Origin of the sequence: Aquirufa aurantiipilula (assembly GCF_019923745.1) — a bacterium.
Lineage (GTDB): Bacteria > Bacteroidota > Bacteroidia > Cytophagales > Spirosomataceae > Aquirufa > Aquirufa aurantiipilula.
This window is the reverse complement of the sequence record NZ_JAANOG010000055.1, coordinates 1-255: the sequence shown is the minus strand read 5'-3', so window position 1 is coordinate 255 and position 255 is coordinate 1. Positions and strand designations below refer to the sequence as shown.

Here is a 255-nt window from a genome sequence, read left to right as displayed (position 1 = left end):
GCACAACAGGTTAATATTCCTGTACTTACTTATTGGGCAAATAGATGACGGAGAGAATGGGTTACCAGATACTGACGGAATAGTGTCTTTGAGAGGCGGCAGCAATGCCAAAACGAGTGTAGCGAGTGATCTTCCAAGAAAAGTCTAGGCGTGTATAACTAATAAGTAACCCGTACCGTAAACCGACACAGGTGGTCGAGAAGAATATTCTAAGGCGCTCGAGTGAATCACGGCTAAGGAACTCGGCAAATTAAC

The 255-nt window shown here is 44.7% G+C and carries 1 rRNA gene; it reads left to right on the top strand.

From position 1 onward, the window contains the following. Positions 1-255: ribosomal RNA gene (locus G9H60_RS13330) — 23S ribosomal RNA — on the top strand; the annotation flags it as partial.